Origin of the sequence: Paraburkholderia aspalathi (assembly GCF_900116445.1) — a bacterium.
GTDB lineage: Bacteria > Pseudomonadota > Gammaproteobacteria > Burkholderiales > Burkholderiaceae > Paraburkholderia > Paraburkholderia aspalathi.
In genome coordinates this window covers 1-1,466 of record NZ_FPBH01000095.1, presented here as the reverse complement: position 1 = coordinate 1,466, position 1,466 = coordinate 1, and the positions used below count along the sequence as shown (strand labels likewise).

1 protein-coding gene is annotated in these 1,466 nt (G+C 59.0%); it reads left to right on the top strand.

All coding sequences use genetic code 11. The features are described 5' to 3' along the window. The first annotated feature begins 130 nt into the window (after nucleotides 1–130). Nucleotides 131–1,036 carry a LysR family transcriptional regulator gene (locus tag BM438_RS44515; RefSeq protein ID WP_093647946.1) on the top strand — a complete coding sequence of 302 codons (906 nt, stop codon included), beginning with the start codon at nucleotides 131–133 and terminating at the stop codon, nucleotides 1,034–1,036. The last annotated feature ends 430 nt before the right edge of the window (nucleotides 1,037–1,466 follow it).

Sequence of the window (1,466 nt, the reverse complement as noted above, 5' to 3'; positions counted from 1 at the left end):
GCCGTGCTCGCTTTGCAATGTCGCCGTCCGAACAAGGCCGTATTTGCTGGACCTTAACCGCATTTGCGGATTCCGCATCAATCAGATAGTCTTGGCTCACGATAGTTCGCCCTGACACAATGTTGATCCCGTGAAGGATATCCTCTCCCTTAAGCTGTACACGCGTGTCGCGAGGTTGGGCAGTTTCTCAGCCGCGGCGCGCGAGTGCGGACTTTCACAATCGCAGGTCTCCAGGATTATTGCTGATCTCGAAGGCGATTTGGGTGCCCGGCTTTTGTCGCGGACGACGCGCGCCGTCGTGCTGACGGACGCCGGCGCGGAGTTTCTTTCACGCATCGACCCTATCCTTGTAGCGCTTGACGAGGCCGAGCAAAGCGTGCGTGAAGGTGGTATCTTTCGCGGCGTTTTGCGAATGAGCATGCCTGGCAGCGTAGCGATCCGCGAAGTCATCCCGCGCCTTGCCACGTTTGCTGCACGACACCCTGAACTCCACATTCGCATTCTGTTGGGGGATCGCCCCCAAGACCTCGTAAAAGATGCAGTCGATGTCGCCATCCGGCTCGGCCGGCTGCTCGACTCGAATGCGGCGGCGACGGCGACGGCAATTGGTAAGATACCGCGGGTGGTCGTCGCGTCCCGTGGCTATGTGGAGCTCAACGGCGCACCCTCTACGCCCGACGCGCTGATCGGGCATCGAATCGTCGGTGGACCTGCGTCGGCCGTTCCCGACGCCTGGAAGTTTAAACGTGCAGGGGAAGAGATCGTCGTCCCCCTCGAACCTCACTTTTCTACAGACGAGAACGAGGGTGCCGTTGCTGCGGCGAGTGCCGGACTTGGCATTACCTCGACGAGCGAGTGGGCGTGCCGCCGCGAACTTGCAGATGGGTCCCTCGTCCGGCTGCTGGTCGACTGGAAGATGGCCGATATACCCGTGTACGCCTACTTTCCAATGGGACGGGCGACTCGCGCCGCAGGTTGCGCGGTTGTAGATCACCTCATTGCCGATTTTCGACGCGAGCAGGTCGGCCATTCTTGAGGGGCGTAGTCTTCTCATAGAATTCCGTCGCAAGGTTGACGGCTGATGCGGATTGCGCAGCTTCGTCACCCATGCATCGGGTGCATAAGATATAGCGAAAACTCGTGGCTACCGCTCTTGCCAGACTCCCGCTATCTTTATTCACTACGCAACCAGAAGTGAAACGGAAACGCAATTGAGCCGATTCGTACGTATCCACGAATTTGGGAATCCCAATGTGCTTCAGGTCGAAGATGTCGTGATCGGCGAACCATATGCGGGCGAAGCGCATCTGGGTCCTGACCTAAGGACACGTCGGTAGCCTCTCGACCGCTGTGCCTTTCAGTCAGCCTGCTGCGGCTGGATCGCGCGATATTTGTCCGATCGTTTGGGCCGCGGTCACGTACTCCGGGGGACGATCTCTCCGGGTCTCTTTTTGCCTACCTGAACG